The sequence below is a fragment of the Mobilisporobacter senegalensis genome (assembly GCF_003752155.1).
In the GTDB taxonomy this organism is placed as follows: domain Bacteria; phylum Bacillota; class Clostridia; order Lachnospirales; family Lachnospiraceae; genus Mobilisporobacter; species Mobilisporobacter senegalensis.
Genome location: NZ_RJVG01000006.1, coordinates 80,748 through 94,883, shown reverse-complemented (window position 1 = coordinate 94,883; position 14,136 = coordinate 80,748). Strand labels below are relative to the sequence as shown.

At 32.5% G+C, this 14,136-nt stretch carries 14 protein-coding genes and 1 riboswitch; of the genes, 11 read left to right on the top strand and 3 right to left on the bottom strand.

Annotated elements, in window-relative coordinates; all coding sequences use genetic code 11:
* Window positions 1-17: 17 nt before the first annotated feature.
* The 7 genes from galE to EDD66_RS10975 all read left to right on the top strand — a co-directional run bounded on the left by galE (window position 18) and on the right by EDD66_RS10975 (window position 7,409).
* A complete protein-coding gene (galE, locus tag EDD66_RS11005) occupies window positions 18-1,034 on the top strand; it encodes a UDP-glucose 4-epimerase GalE (RefSeq protein WP_123609639.1) in 1,017 nt (338 codons plus the stop codon).
* A 36-nt stretch (window positions 1,035-1,070) separates the two neighbouring features.
* Complete coding sequence (locus EDD66_RS18480; protein WP_123609638.1) at window positions 1,071-3,203, top strand: methyl-accepting chemotaxis protein; 2,133 nt, start codon at window positions 1,071-1,073, stop codon at window positions 3,201-3,203.
* The gene (locus EDD66_RS10995) at window positions 3,184-3,822 is read left to right on the top strand and encodes a carbohydrate-binding family 9-like protein (protein WP_123609637.1); all 639 of its coding nucleotides are present in this window, start codon (window positions 3,184-3,186) and stop codon (window positions 3,820-3,822) included. Before EDD66_RS18480 ends, EDD66_RS10995 begins: the two co-directional genes overlap by 20 nt.
* 188 nt (window positions 3,823-4,010) lie before the next feature.
* Entirely contained in the window at window positions 4,011-5,453 is a 1,443-nt protein-coding gene (locus tag EDD66_RS10990; protein WP_170164334.1) for a DUF1565 domain-containing protein, read from the top strand.
* Complete coding sequence (locus EDD66_RS18935) at window positions 5,359-5,652, top strand: winged helix-turn-helix domain-containing protein (RefSeq protein ID WP_334295113.1); 294 nt, start codon at window positions 5,359-5,361, stop codon at window positions 5,650-5,652. Before EDD66_RS10990 ends, EDD66_RS18935 begins: the two co-directional genes overlap by 95 nt.
* 235 nt (window positions 5,653-5,887) lie before the next feature.
* A complete protein-coding gene (locus EDD66_RS10980; RefSeq protein WP_123609634.1) occupies window positions 5,888-6,103 on the top strand; it encodes a helix-turn-helix transcriptional regulator in 216 nt (71 codons plus the stop codon).
* Window positions 6,093-7,409, top strand: a complete 1,317-nt coding sequence (locus EDD66_RS10975; protein WP_148053945.1) for a hypothetical protein — start codon at window positions 6,093-6,095, stop codon at window positions 7,407-7,409. Before EDD66_RS10980 ends, EDD66_RS10975 begins: the two co-directional genes overlap by 11 nt.
* 187 nt (window positions 7,410-7,596) lie before the next feature.
* On the opposite strand, the gene EDD66_RS10970 is transcribed toward EDD66_RS10975, so the two are convergent.
* The 3 genes from EDD66_RS10970 to EDD66_RS10960 are packed head-to-tail and all read right to left on the bottom strand — an operon-like array spanning window position 7,597 to window position 9,763.
* Window positions 7,597-8,145, bottom strand: a complete 549-nt coding sequence (locus EDD66_RS10970; RefSeq protein ID WP_123609632.1) for a GNAT family N-acetyltransferase — start codon at window positions 8,143-8,145, stop codon at window positions 7,597-7,599.
* A 15-nt stretch (window positions 8,146-8,160) separates the two neighbouring features.
* Window positions 8,161-8,721 carry a DUF1697 domain-containing protein gene (locus tag EDD66_RS10965; RefSeq protein WP_123609631.1) on the bottom strand — a complete coding sequence of 187 codons (561 nt, stop codon included), beginning with the start codon at window positions 8,719-8,721 and terminating at the stop codon, window positions 8,161-8,163.
* 40 nt (window positions 8,722-8,761) lie between these two features.
* Window positions 8,762-9,763 (bottom strand): GIY-YIG nuclease family protein, encoded by a 1,002-nt coding sequence (locus EDD66_RS10960; protein ID WP_123609630.1) that lies wholly within the window; start codon window positions 9,761-9,763, stop codon window positions 8,762-8,764.
* 100 nt (window positions 9,764-9,863) lie between these two features.
* Here EDD66_RS10960 and EDD66_RS10955 point away from each other — a divergent pair, with 100 nt between their 5' ends.
* The 4 genes from EDD66_RS10955 to EDD66_RS10940 all read left to right on the top strand — a co-directional run bounded on the left by EDD66_RS10955 (window position 9,864) and on the right by EDD66_RS10940 (window position 13,967).
* On the top strand, window positions 9,864-10,145 hold the full coding sequence (locus tag EDD66_RS10955) for a DUF503 domain-containing protein (protein ID WP_123609629.1): 282 nt from the start codon (window positions 9,864-9,866) through the stop codon (window positions 10,143-10,145).
* A gap of 331 nt (window positions 10,146-10,476) precedes the next feature.
* A complete protein-coding gene (gene mef(A) / locus EDD66_RS10950; RefSeq protein ID WP_123609628.1) occupies window positions 10,477-11,697 on the top strand; it encodes a macrolide efflux MFS transporter Mef(A) in 1,221 nt (406 codons plus the stop codon).
* 72 nt (window positions 11,698-11,769) lie between these two features.
* On the top strand, window positions 11,770-12,237 hold the full coding sequence (locus EDD66_RS10945) for a spore coat protein (RefSeq protein ID WP_123609627.1): 468 nt from the start codon (window positions 11,770-11,772) through the stop codon (window positions 12,235-12,237).
* A 289-nt stretch (window positions 12,238-12,526) separates the two neighbouring features.
* Window positions 12,527-12,613, top strand: a riboswitch (glycine riboswitch).
* A complete protein-coding gene (locus tag EDD66_RS10940) occupies window positions 12,612-13,967 on the top strand; it encodes an alanine/glycine:cation symporter family protein (protein ID WP_123609778.1) in 1,356 nt (451 codons plus the stop codon). (Overlaps the previous riboswitch by 2 nt.)
* The last annotated feature ends 169 nt before the right edge of the window (window positions 13,968-14,136 follow it).

Genomic DNA, 14,136 nt, shown 5'->3' with positions numbered 1-14,136 from the left:
GAAGAATAGGAGGAAATATGTCAATTTTAGTTACCGGCGGTGCTGGTTATATCGGAAGTCATACCTGTGTTGAGTTATTAAATTCAGGGTATGAAGTTGTTGTTGTAGATAATTTATGTAATTCCAACGAAGAATCACTAAAAAGAGTAAGAAAAATTACTGGTAAAGAGGTTAAATTTTATAAAATTGATTTGTTAGATAAATCTGCTTTGACGGAAATATTCCATAAAGAAAATATAGATTCTGTAATTCATTTTGCTGGTCTAAAGGCAGTGGGAGAATCTGTTTCTAAACCATTGGAATATTATTATAATAATATAACAGGAACATTGATTTTATGTGATGTAATGCGACAATTTGGTGTAAAAGATATAGTATTCAGTTCTTCCGCAACGGTATATGGTAACCCTGCTACGGTTCCAATTAAAGAAAATTTTCCTCTATCTGTTACAAATCCGTACGGAAGAACAAAGCTAATGCTAGAAGAAATCTTTCGTGACATTTATAATGGTGACCATAACTGGAATATTATCATGCTCCGATATTTTAACCCAATTGGAGCCCATGAAAGTGGATTGATTGGAGAAGATCCTAATGGAATTCCTAATAATTTAGTTCCTTTTATTACGCAAGTTGCTTCTGGAAAATTGAATGAACTTGGAATATATGGAAATGATTATGACACTCCTGATGGAAGTGGGGTCAGAGACTATATACATGTTGTTGATTTAGCCCTAGGTCATGTAAAAGCTATTGAAAGATTACATAATAAACATGGCATTTTTGTATATAATCTTGGAACTGGTATAGGCTATAGCGTGTTAGATATGGTAAACGCGTTTTCTAAAGTATGTGAAAAAGAAATTCCGTATGTTATTAAACCTCGCCGCCCGGGAGATATTGCAACATGTTACGCAGATGCTTCATTAGCTAAAAAAGAATTAGGATGGAGTGCACAAAGAAGTTTAAAAGAGATGTGTGTGGATGCCTGGAGATGGCAGAAAAATAATCCAAATGGTTATCAAAATCAATAATATATGTATTACAGAGGATAAAGGGGGGGGGATTAGTTGAAGAAAGGCAAAAGTAAATTATCATGGTTTATGAAAATTAAAATTCGTGATAACAAGGAAAAACCAGATAAAGTAAAAGTAAAAGCAAAGGCAATCGTAAAAGCAAAAGGAAGAGGTTTCTTTAATCATATAAAAAATAAGCTTATTCTATCTTTTATGATTCTAGTTTGTCTTATTGTTATTCTAGGAATTGTTTCCTATAATCTTGCAGCAGCGAATAGTATAAAAAACTATGAACAATCTACTAGTCAGACTATAAATATGGTAGGAGATTATATAAATTTAGGAATGGATTCTATTAAGGATTTATCAATTCAATATTTAGCAGATGATGACCTAGGAAAATATTTTAAAGGAGCGTATTCAGAAGATTCGCTAAGGTATAACGATGCCTATAAGAGTATTTCCAAAGAGATTACTTCAAGAAAATTATCGGATAAATTTATTCAAAGTATTCATATTATATCACCAAAGGCCGAAGTTATAACCACAGGTAATACAAGTCTTTCAGGAGATGAATTATTTCAGGGGTTATTAGAAACCAAAGAAGGTGCTATTCTTAATGAGGATCATAATAAAGAATTGTGGATTAGCGAGGGTAGCTATCTGGATGAAGTGTTGGAGTTAAAAAAGTCAGACTATGTATTAAGATATATGCGTTCGTTCGTGAATTTTAAAGGGTTTATAATTGTTGATTTAAAATCAAAAGCTATTTTGGATATTTATAGTAAATTAAATTATAGCGATAATTGCTATTTTGGATTTATATCAGAGGATGGAAGTGAGTTAATGTATCCTGATGATAAAAACATTCAAATGAGAGCAGCAATGAACAAGGATATTAATCTGGACAATAATGGATATTACTATACATATTACAAAGGCCAGAATTATTTGTTTTGTTATTCCAAAGTAGGGACTACAGGTGCAATGGTGACAGCTCTTATCCCCAAAAGTGAAATGGTCAAACAGATATCAGAGATTAGAATTATAACAATTGCAGTTGTTTTATTAGCATCTGTTATAGCCTTATTAATTACATTTTTCATGTCAAGGGGAATTGGAGATACCATATCTCTTTTGATTAAAAAATTAAATCTTGCAGCTGATGGTGACTTAACAGTAAATCTTGAAACAAAAAGAAAAGATGAATTTGCAGATTTAATAAATAGTGTTTCCCAGATGTTAAATAATAATAGAAAATTAATTAAGAATGTCAGTGAAATAAGTACTAAAGTTGAAAAATCTGCTGGTATAGTTGAGGACATTTCTATGCAGTTTATAAGTGAAACCAAAAATATCTCAAGTTCCATTACTGAAATAGAGATAGGTATGCAGCAACAGGCTGATGATTCAACGGAATGTCTAACTCAAATGGATGAACTTTCCATGAAAATAGATACAGTGTATGGCAATACCACGGAAGTAGGACAGATTGCTGCCAAAACCCAATTAAATTTAGATCGTAATATAACTATTATGAATGAACTCAAAAGTAAAACAAAGGATACAAATGAAATTACGGAACAAATCATAAATGATATTCAAGAATTAGAACATACTTCTATTGCTATACGTACTGTTATTGACGTATTGGATAGTATTGCTGATCAAACGAATCTATTATCGTTAAATGCTTCAATTGAGGCCGCAAGAGCAGGAGAGGCAGGAAGAGGATTTTCAGTGGTGGCGGAAGAAATAAGAAAGCTAGCAGAACAGTCATCCAAAGCTTCTAATGAAATTAGAAATATGATTGATGATACACAAGCTCGTGTAAAAACAGTAGTTACAAGTTCCAATATTGCTAAAGAGACAATTAGTCAGCAGGAAATAGCAGTTTTAAATACTTTGGATGTATTTGACTCCATGAATCAGGATGTAAACCTTTTCATTGATAAAATAAAAGATATTATGAAATATATACAAATCATTCAAAGTAATAAAAAAACAGTATTATCAGCCGTTCAAAATATTTCTGCTATTATAGAAGAAACAGTCGCATCATCGGAAGAAGTTAATAATGTTGTTGAAGTACAGCTGGATTCTGCGAATAATTTAAATGATGCTTTTAATGAATTAGATAGTTATGCTACTGAGTTAAACCAATCAATTGGAGCTTTTAAATTTTAATAAGAAAGAGTTGATATGTATTTATCAGGTAAAAACCATAAAAAGAATAGAGGAATTAAATCATTGCGCCAGATTTCAGATTAATCACCATTTGTGGGAAAAAGAATATAAGCCAATAGCCTTTGGGCAAATGGCAGTATTATCGGATTATGGAATAGTAGTTTCTATGACAGCTATGGAGCTAAATCCATTATGCAGATTTTATAAAGATGATGATCCTGTATATAAAGACAGTGCTATGGAAGCATTTTTAAATTTTGATCTGGATCATCCAGAAAAGGGATATCTTAATTTTGAAATGAATGCAAATGGAGCGATGCTTAGTGAGTTTGGTATAAATCGTAATCGGAAGAAAATTAAAGATTTAATTTCTTATTCTGCAGTTTGTGAAGCTAATATTTATGATAGTCGCTGGCAAGTCCTTTTAAAAATCCCAATGTCATTAATATGCGAATTATATAAAAGTGAACCATTAAAAAGTGGAGATGTATTTTCCTGCAATTTTTATAAAATAAGTGAAGATCCTCTCATTGAACATTATGCCAGTTATGCCCCAATTAAAAGTAAAATACCTAATTTCCATCTTCCAGTTTTTTTTGATAAAGCAGTAATCTTATAAGAAATAGTAGGAAAGTAATATAAATAATTCAATTATATGCTCTTACCAATAGGTAAAAAAGAAACATGCCTAACAGCAGTGGTTAAGAGAATTTTATAGAATACTAATTGTAATAAATGGAATGGCTTAGGTCGTTTTATATGAAAAGATCCCGGAACACTGAAACCATAAAAAAGGAGAATGAAAAAGTGAAAAAATCACTAACAGTATGTTTGCTTGTAGCTTTGATGTTGTTTACATCTGTTTTTTCGGGTGGCTTCTCAGGGCAAAAAGAAAGCAAACAGAGGAAATCTACTGGTGTTGAGTTACCGAACAAAAACACACCCATATCAGAAGGAGCCGTCTATTATGTTGCGACAGATGGGGATAACAATAATCCTGGAACTTTTAAAGCTCCATGGAAAACAATTCAAAAAGCTGCAGATATGGCAGGACCAGGTGATATAGTTTATGTTAGAGGAGGTATTTATAATGAAAAAATTATTATGGACAATTCGGGTTCTGACGGTGCCTATATCACATTTGAGAATTTTGAGGAAGAAATCCCTGTTATTGACGGTGAAGGCTTAACGGTGGGAGAAAATAACGAAGAGAATGGCGTCATTATTGTTAAAGACAAAAGCTATATTAGGATAAAGGGTTTTCATATAACCAATTATATTTCAACTAATGAATATGTTCCTACAGGGATAAAAGTGATAGGCGCCGGCAAAAATATTGAGATTCTTAAGTGCAAAGTTTACGGAATAGAAGCAATCTGTACAAATGATGTAATAGAAGATAGAAATGCCCATGGTATTGCAGTATATGGTACAAATGGAGAGAAATCTCTGGACTCAGTAGTTATTGATGGATGCGAAGTATATGGCAATATACTTGGGTTGAGCGAATCTGTTGTTCTAAATGGAAATGTGACTAATTTCAGAGTAACGAATAATAAAGTACATGATAACGATAACATTGGAATAGACTTTATTGGATTTGAAGAAACTGCACCTTCCAATGATCAGGCAAGAGATGGAATTTGCAGCGACAACGAAGTGTGGAACATTTCTTCGGTAAATAACCGTGCGTATGATGATGAGTGTGCAGATGGTATTTATGTTGATGGAGGAAAGAATATCCTCATTGAAAGAAATAAGGTTTGGAACTGTGATATTGGTATTGAGGCTGCAAGCGAGCATGCAGGTAGAATAACCGATAATATAACAATAAGAAGCAACCTGGTTTATGGATGTAAAGCAGTGGCCGGAATTGCTTTTGGAGGATACGATGAAAAGCGTGGAAGAGCAAAAAATATTAGGATTTATAACAATACTTTATACGATAATGAACTTAATATTCTAATACAGTTTGGCTGCCAATATGATACAAACGCTATTAAAAATAACATTTTGTATAAAGGAAATGATTTTGATGGAGACAAAGAAAATATAGTGATATCAAATAATATTACGGATAATCCCTTATTTGTAAATGAAGCGGGAAAAGACTTTCATCTTACGTCAGATTCCACTGCAATTGGGGCTGGTATATATGATGAATTCATTGGCAAGCTTGATTTGGACAGTAGTGATAGATTCAAAGGGAGCAATGTTGATTGCGGAGCTTACGAGAGTCGCAATAACTAAAGTAAGAAGTATAATAAAAACATTGGTTACAAAAGAAGAGAAACGTATATCTTTATCCAAGAAAGAAGGAGCACTGTTAGAATTCTTGTTATTACATAAAGAAACTATATTAACAAGGGAACAAATCCTTAACCGAGCATGGGGACTTAATACCTTATATCGAGAGTTGCAGAAACTTGGGGATTTCGTGGCTTATTAAGGGTGTGAATTTTGTTGTATCATATGAAAGTCAATAATAATTTATCGGTATTCCATAAATTATTATTGACTTTCGCTTTGCATTGTAATATTTTTGCTTGTGCTACGAGTAAGAAGCGAAGTGGATTACGATTTTGCACCAAATGTAAAATATATTTGACAAAATGTAAACTCAGTATTATACTCACCTTATAAAATTAAATTATTGGAGTGAAATCAAGAATAGGGGTGTTTATTTGAGTAAAAACCTTAAATTAAAAATTGCCAGGGTGGAGAAAGATTTATCACAAGATGATTTAGCTCGTAAAATTGGGGTATCCAGGCAGACTATTAATATGATTGAAAAAGGAGATTATAATCCAACTCTCAATCTTTGTTTAAAAATATGCTATTGCCTTGATAAGACCCTGGATGAACTTTTTTGGAAGGGAGAGAATGATAGTGAAGAATAAGAAAAATACACTGTGGTATAGTTTACAGCATCCGGAACCTGTGGTTTACGATGAACGTATGGAAGCAATTGAAAATAGAAGCTATATCTGGGGATTCCATATTTATACTATAATTATAACATCTGTAAGTATATTTATCATGTTCTCGAATTCAGATGAAAACATAAAAATATTGTTCATGTTCTTATTGTCGGTAAGATTATTTATTGAATTAGGAAAAACTTTATATAGATGTTATTATGGAATTTTAGAGGTTGATAATAAAAAAAGAAGTGGAATGTTTCATGTGCTTAATGGTTGCATTGCATCAGGTGTTTTTACAATGTTTTATATAGTTCCTTTTAGTAATTATATATCAAAATTATGGTATATAGTTGTTTTTGTAGTGGGCTTTGCAGTTTTTTATGGGCTGTGCCATATCACATATGCACAATATCTAAAATCAAATGAGGATGATTTTAATGAACGTAAAAAAGAACATAGTCAGACCATTGGAATACTATGTGCAATTGTATTAGGTATATTTCTTATAGGATTAGGACCAGTAGTAAATCTGGCAATTGATAAGGATAGAATAATAAATACATTTACAAAAGAAGAAGCAGATGCTCTAGGGAAAATTCAAAAGGCATCTGATGCATATTATAACTTAGATGTATATAAATTAGAGTGCTTTTATTCTATCTCAAAGGAAGATAATAAACCAGTATACAGTAATCTTATACCAGGTCATAGTTATTACTGGCAGGGATCAAAAGAATCATTTGCTCTGATATTAGATGATAATAATTCTAATAATCCAGTATTTCAGGCAAATTACTTAAGAGATAAAGAAAGTAATCAGGAGTGGAATATATATCATGATGGGAAATGGTTTTCGGAGATGGATTATATCCAAAATCCAGATATACCAGGTGATGTTGATGAAAGGTATGCTATTATGCCAGTTACAGGAATATTAGATATTGATCCAAAATCAGTAGAAGATATATCTATAGAAAGTAATGAGAATGGATATAGATACACTGTAACCTTTAATGAGAAATACATGAAGGTAGAGGAGTACCTTGGTAGAACAGATAAAGTTAAGAGTAAAAGGCATGCAGTTGAAATCTATACGGTCAATGACTTTGGTGTTATGACTGGATATGAACTAAAGTTAACGACTTATGATGAAGATACAAATGAACCAACTTTAGTAAGAATGAGATTTAATCTATTAAGTGTTGATAAAGATAAGATTAATGGAGAGATCAAGGAATTAGTTAGTGGAAAATTTGATTCATATACTAAATCTACAAAATAAATATGCAAAAAAGGGTAATTTGAATTGCATATCAAGAGTAATAAAAAAGAAAGAGTTGGTTCATTTTGAACCAACTTTCTTAATATAGCTTACTTTGAAATGAATGCAAATGGGGCAATGCTTAAAATAAGTGAAGATTTAATGACTGAACATTGCGCAAGTTACACTCTGATGAAAAGTAAAGGGCCTAATTTCCATCGAATTTTGCCAAACATTCCAATTGACAATCACAGGGTTCTTTTTCCACAGCAGCCATATTATATTCTTCTGCTTCCACACATCCCATTGCTTTATAAAATGCTTGAGTCTCTTGTGATGAATGAGCAGATATATATAATTTAGAAGCACCAAACTCCAGACAATATTTCTGTGCCATTTGAAACAGTTGCTTGCCAACTCCCTTCCCTCTATATTCTTCAGAGATATGTAATGAGGTCAGCTCAACATATTGTTTTTTACTGCCAAACATTTCTTTTTCAACGGATACAAAGCCAATCAATTCACCATTATAAAATGAGCCACATACTTTTCCGTCGGTTTTTATAGTATTTTTAAGACATTCTGCCAGATACTCTTTTTCTTCTTTATTCCATTCTTCTATAAAGGCAATCTCTTTTAATATCCAATTATTATCTTCTTTACGCCAGCATTTTTTCACTTCCTGATGCCTGTGAAAAGGTACAAATAAATCATAGGTAAGGGAAGCTTCTTTTAGTTCCATATATTTTATATCCATAGTTCCTCCCTCTTTTTAGACCTCCATTTCTTTTGCTAATAAAGCAAGCTTATTCACGGTTTTCCAGTTACGTGTGGTTGCTGTCTCATCTAATTTTTGGAGATTATTTGCTAACTTTGAATTTCGTATACTATTTTGGAATAATAAAAATACATTTCGCCCAAGAATACGATATGTTTCATCCTGGCTTTTGCATGTATCAAATAATTGTATTTTTTCTGGTGAAGGCTCACTGGCTAAAAAAGAAACATATAAACTTTCTGCTTTGGAAGATGACTCTGCTTTTAATATCTCTTCTGCAGAAAATGGACACTGGCTGATAATACTATCTAATTCGAAACATGTCCTGATGGTAACAGGAACTGAAAGACGGAAAATTTCTTTAACCATTTGTTGGATTTTAATTTTTAAAATATCTTCTGTTTCACCTGATTCAAATATAATATTGCCGCTTTGAATGTATGTCTTCACCTGTAGTAGTCCCATTGAAGTGAGTGCCTGTTTCAATTCTGCCATTTTAATAATATTTTTTCCACCTACATTGATTCCACGTAATAACCCAATATAAACTGTCATAATAAACCTCTCTTTACAATATTTTGGTCTGAATAAGTGATTATAAAATTAAATTTTGTCGGGATACTTTTGAAGTATTATCCAATATAATAACCATATCTTCTGATAATGACATGATTTCTGAATATAGTATATCACGAAAGTCGATATAGCTCTTCTCATTTTGCTCTTTTAAAGTAACAGATGGCAATGCTTGTCCCAGCATAATAAATTTATTTATATCATTATGATTTAGAGTATTATAATTTTGTCTTAAATGTATCATTCCTTTACTTACCCAGAAAAGTTTAAAACCATTCTGTACTGGAATCTTTAATATGATATCTTTGGAAAGTAGTGTTTGATAACCGCTGATTCCATGATTGATATATTGTAATCCTCGAATTAAATCACGGTAGAAGGAAGCTGTTTCATATCGATAAATAGAAGCGGCTTCTTTCATCTTTTTCTCTGCTTGTGATATTAATTTGGAGAGCTTTTTTTCACTTGATAATATTTCTTTAAGGATCGATAAATTATTATGAAATATTTCTTCATTCATAAGGACAGGCAGTATATGATAATCAAAAGTATAAGTTCTTTTAATTTTACTGATAGGATAAATATTTTTTAATGAATCAATGGCATCACTCAGTGTATGGTAACTGCGAAAAGGTCCTAAAGTATTCTCGCCTCTTTCACGAACAATAGAAAGGGGGCTGTAATTTACATTATTCTCTATTTTAAGATAAACATACCGGTTATCATTTTTCAGCTGAGAATTGAATACCGGCTGATGCAATTTTATCAGTTCACATTCTAATAATCGGGCTTCTAGGTGTGTATCTGTTACAACGTAATCAATATCATGAATAAACGAAACCATTTTCGTTACTTTTTCCCATTTTGGGGTATTTGCAAAATAAGATTTTACTCTCTTTTTTAAACATTTACTTTTGCCAATATATATGATATTACCTTTAGAATTAAGCATTTTATAGATACCAGGTAATTCGGGAATACTATTCAATAAATTTGTTAAATGACTTGAAACAGTTTTCATTTTATTCACCTTTTTATTATTATTGATTCTATATTATAATGAAACTAATAAAGTTACAATATAATATAGTGAACAAAAGAAATTTCCTGGAGGTAATATCATGTTGATAGGTACAAGTAAAGTTAGAATTCATGCACCCTGGGTTCATTCTTTAAAAGAAAAGAGAATGGTTGTGAAAAGTATATGTGCCAAGGTACGAAATAAATTCAATGTTTCAATCGCAGAGATAGAAGATCAGGATAAACATCAGATTATTGTAATTGGATTTGCTGCTGTGGCAGGCGATATATCACAGTGTGACAGCATCATAGATCATGTTTTGAATTTTATTGAGGGCAATACAGAAGGAGAGATTATTGGGATTGAACGTGATATAGTATAGGAGATTGACATATATATGTTGGATTGTTATAATGAAGTATATTATATGGAAACAAGGAGGACATGGCGTCATGTTGTACAGTCGTTTAAGATAGTTACTTAAAAAAAGCAGTTATTAATCCACTATAGTGGGCTTTTTTGTGTGCTATGTTTTACGAATTGACATGAGGTTATGTAGAGAGGAATAACGGTAAAGTTATATCCTTATTCTTGATATGTCTTTTTTGTAGTAAGAGCAGGTATAAGCCCATTATGGGCTTATACCTGCTTTTTGAGTTGGGAACAGTAAGATTCTTATTTTTACAAATTAGTTTAAATAGTTAGGAGAAAATATGACAATAAAAACTACAAAATGGAAACAAAAGTTTTATACAATTCTGACAGGGCAGGCAATATCTTTAATCACAAGTGCCATTCTGCAAATGGCAATTCTTTTCTATCTAATAGAAACAACCGGATCAGCGGCAGTATTATCAGCAGCCTCTTTAGTGGGATTTTTACCATATGCCCTGTTTGGGCCTGCAATTGGTGTTTTAGTAGACAGGTGGAATAGAAAATTTGTTATGATAGGAGCGGATTCCATAATTGCTTTATCTGGAATACTATTGACCATAGTTGCCATATATATGGAATTGCCAATTTGGCTGATTATGGTGGTATTATTTATTAGAAGTATTGGTACAGCATTTCATTCACCCGCATTAAGTGCAGCAACTCCACTTTTAGTACCAGAAGATCAATTGACGAAATGTGCTGGCTACAGCCAGTCAATTCAATCTATCAGCTATATTGTAAGTCCTGCAATTGCAGCTTTTCTATATTCCATTTGGGATATGAATGCAATTATAGCAATTGATGTTCTTGGTGCTATATTTGCATGTATTACGGTTGCAATGGTAACCATACCGGAATTAAATAGAGAAAAGATGAATCAAAATGGTAATTTCATAGGTGAAATGAAAGAGGGATTTCATGTCCTTAAAGAAAACAAAGGGCTATTTGCATTATTACTTGTTGGAACATTATACATGCTGGTATATATGCCTATTAATGCTTTATATTCTCTTATGAGCATGGATTATTTTAATGGAAAACCAATTCATGCATCAGTAGTTGAAATCGCTTATGCTTCTGGTATGCTTATCGGGGGCGTATTATTAGGTAAGCTGGGAGAATATAATAAACGCATTTTATTAATGTTTGGATCTATTTTATTAATGGGGATAAGTCTGACTATATCTGGACTGCTTCCTGCCAATGGGTATATTATATTTGTAGTATGCTGTCTGGCTATGGGATTTTCCGTTCCATTCTATAGTGGAGTTCAGACAGTGCTGTTTCAAATTAAAATCAAGCCGGAATATCTGGGCAGGGTATTTTCCCTTACAGGTAGTATTATGTCCGTTGCAATGCCGGTAGGATTAATACTTTCGGGAGCTTTTGCTGATAAAATAGGGGTAAATTATTGGTTTTTCATGTCTGGAATCCTGATCATAGGAATTGCATGCTTATGTTTGATTATTCCTGCAATCAGGCAATTGGATAAGGAATAGATTGTATATTAATTTCACATGAATTACATATTCTGTGTAATTATGGTTAGAATATGTTTTGGAGGTGACATTATGATACAATTAAGTCAAAAAGAAAGAATGCTATTAGAAGATGATAAGCAGCAGGAAGAAATTTGTGTATTAAAATACAAAAATTATGGAAAACAGGCAAAAGATCAAGAATTACAACAATTATGTAATAAACTTTCTGATGAAGAACAACATCACTTTAATATCCTTGATGATATTTTAAAAGGACAGGAACCGAATCTTAGCCACGGACAGCAAAAAAGTCAAAGCAAAAATGAGACATGGAAAAATTCTTCCAAGCCTTCATTAGACAATGAGGATGATAAAATTCTTTGCAGTGATTTGTTATCTACCGAAAAATATGTTTCTGGTGTATATGATACCTCAATATTTGAAGCAGCAAATCCAGTAGTCAGACAGGCCTTACAACATATCCAAAAGGAAGAACAAAGTCATGGTGAACAAATATTCAATTATATGAATAGCCATGGTATGTATCAAGTGAAATAAATTAATAATAATGTTATCCACAATGAAGGGAAAGGGAGTTTATGTTGAAATAAACTCCCTTTTTAGTAAAAATATTATCTTTCATAGAATATTGTCTTTCATATCATAAATATTATTTATAAAAATACAGAGAATTCCTATTGTAATTATATAAAAAATATATTAACATACTAAAGTATTAATTTAATAAAGTTTAGATGAAGATAGTGGGAGAGCGATGTTTATACATTCACCGAAGAAGTAAATCTTTCAGGTACCTAATTGATTTCAATTAGAGATGACCGCTATTGGATGGACCCTTGGAGAGACTCAATATGAGCACCGAAGGAGCAAGCCGGAAGGTCAAACTCTCAGGTAAAAGGACAGGAGGAAAAATGGATCAGTTAACAAAAATTCTTAATCAAATCAACTCTATTGTATGGGGTGCTCCACTTTTAATTTTATTAGTGGGTACTGGAGTTTATCTAACCGTACGTCTTGGACTACTTCAAGTATTCAAATTACCACTTGCATTAAAATATCTTTTTGTAAAAGAAGAGGGAGAAGAAAAAGCGGAAGGTGATGTCAGCAGCTTTGCAGCACTTTGTACTGCATTGGCGGCAACGATTGGAACGGGTAATATCGTTGGTGTTGCTACTGCAATTAAAGTAGGGGGTCCTGGAGCTTTATTCTGGATGTGGGTAGCAGCATTTTTTGGTATGGCTACCAAATACGCAGAGGGTTTACTTGCGGTAAAATACCGTGTGGTCGATGATAATGGCCAAATGTCTGGTGGACCGATGTATTACATAGAAAGAGGATTAGGGCAAAAATGGTTAGCTAAGCTATTTGCATTTTTTGGTATTGCTGTAGCTTGTCTTGGAATTGGAACATTTGCTCAGATTAATTCTATTACTCAGGCGACCAAGGTGGCTTTTAACGTACCAGTAGTAGTTTCAGCAACAATTATAACCATACTTGTTGCATTGGTGACTTTAAATGGTATTAAAAGTATATCAAGGGTTGCAGAAATTATAGTGCCTTTTATGGCAATTTTCTATATCATTGGATCAATTGTTATATTGGCATTAAATGCCAATGTATTACCAGGAGCAATTGGGTTAGTAATTAAAAGTGCATTTACTCCTGTTGCAGCAGCCGGTGGCTTTTTAGGGTCTACAGTGAAGATGGCAATACAAAATGGTGTAGCAAGAGGTGTATTTTCCAATGAATCTGGTCTTGGAAGTGCTCCAATTGCAGCGGCAGCGGCTAAGACAAAATCCTGTGTTCGTCAGGGACTGATTTCTATGACTGGCACGTTTATTGATACAATTATTGTTTGCAGTATGACAGGGCTTGTTATGCTTATCACCAATTCATGGACATTGGAACTGGAAGGGGCAGCCATTACAAATTATGCATATGCAACAGGATTGCCGGGAGCTTCCTTAGGAAAATATATTGTAACGATTGGTTTAATATTTTTTGCCTTTACAACGATTATTGGATGGAATTATTATGGAGAACGCTGTACGGAATATTTATTTGGTATAAAAGGTGTAAAGGTCTATAGATATGTTTTTATTGTTTTAGTAGCGGTTGGAGCTTATTTGAAACTGGACTTGGTATGGATTATCGCGGATATTGTAAATGCACTTATGGCAATTCCGAATCTGATCGGTATCTTAGGATTAAGAAAGGAAATTGTATCAGAAACAAAGAATTATTTTAAAAAGCTATCCGCTGTTTAAAAAATATTGTAATTAAGGATATTACGTTAAAGATATTACCGGTCAAATGAAAAACTAAATTCCAGTTCCAACTGATTTGACCTCGTATTTTCGATTTTGAGCAACTTTTTATGAAATACCCTATATAAAAGTACCCTGAAAAGTGCTATAATTCGTTTTGTAAAGTCTG

What these genes read in the sequence shown, in the direction of transcription:
- EDD66_RS18935 (WP_334295113.1), top strand. Translation starts at nt 5,359, where the DNA reads ATGATGAATTCATTGGCAAGCTTGATTTGGACAGTAGTGATAGATTCA.
- EDD66_RS10960 (WP_123609630.1), bottom strand. Translation starts at nt 9,763, where the DNA reads ATGAAAACTGTTTCAAGTCATTTAACAAATTTATTGAATAGTATTCCC.
- EDD66_RS10970 (WP_123609632.1), bottom strand. Translation starts at nt 8,145, where the DNA reads ATGGATATAAAATATATGGAACTAAAAGAAGCTTCCCTTACCTATGAT.
- EDD66_RS10940 (WP_123609778.1), top strand. Translation starts at nt 12,612, where the DNA reads ATGGATCAGTTAACAAAAATTCTTAATCAAATCAACTCTATTGTATGG.
- EDD66_RS10965 (WP_123609631.1), bottom strand. Translation starts at nt 8,721, where the DNA reads ATGACAGTTTATATTGGGTTATTACGTGGAATCAATGTAGGTGGAAAA.
- EDD66_RS10955 (WP_123609629.1), top strand. Translation starts at nt 9,864, where the DNA reads ATGTTGATAGGTACAAGTAAAGTTAGAATTCATGCACCCTGGGTTCAT.
- galE (WP_123609639.1), top strand. Translation starts at nt 18, where the DNA reads ATGTCAATTTTAGTTACCGGCGGTGCTGGTTATATCGGAAGTCATACC.
- EDD66_RS10945 (WP_123609627.1), top strand. Translation starts at nt 11,770, where the DNA reads ATGATACAATTAAGTCAAAAAGAAAGAATGCTATTAGAAGATGATAAG.